The sequence below is a fragment of the Saccharothrix sp. ST-888 genome, assembly GCF_000955975.1.
In the GTDB taxonomy this organism is placed as follows: domain Bacteria; phylum Actinomycetota; class Actinomycetes; order Streptomycetales; family Streptomycetaceae; genus Kitasatospora.
Map to the genome: position 1 here is coordinate 1 of NZ_JYJF01000572.1, position 356 is coordinate 356.

General features: G+C 73.0%; 1 protein-coding gene. It reads left to right on the forward strand.

Annotated elements, in window-relative coordinates; all coding sequences use genetic code 11:
* Window positions 1-199 precede the first annotated feature (199 nt).
* Window positions 200-356 (forward strand): TRIC cation channel family protein (locus UK12_RS38965; RefSeq protein ID WP_045307046.1); only part of this gene is annotated, 157 nt, incomplete at its 3' end.

Below are 356 nucleotides of genomic sequence, written 5' to 3' on the forward strand. Positions count from 1 at the left end.
CGGACACCGCCAAGAGGCCTGAGAGCCAGCACGGCGCGGGCAACCAGAAGAGGCCGGAGAACCAGCAGAGCCCCGAGAGCCGGGAGAGCCACGAGAACCCGGCGGTGTGACAGGGCACCCGGTGCGCCGCCCGCGTGCGGTGGGCGCCGCACCGCGCGCCGGGGGCACGCCGGGGTCGCGGCGCAGGTAAGCATGGACGGTGACCTCGCAGCTCGTCCCGCCCGACGTCCAGCAGGCGCTGGAGCTGATCGGCATCTTCGTCTTCGCCCTGTCCGCCGGCCTGCTGGCCGTCCGCAAGAACATGGACATCTTCGGCATCTGTGTGCTCGCCGAGGCGACCGCACTCGGCGGCGGGG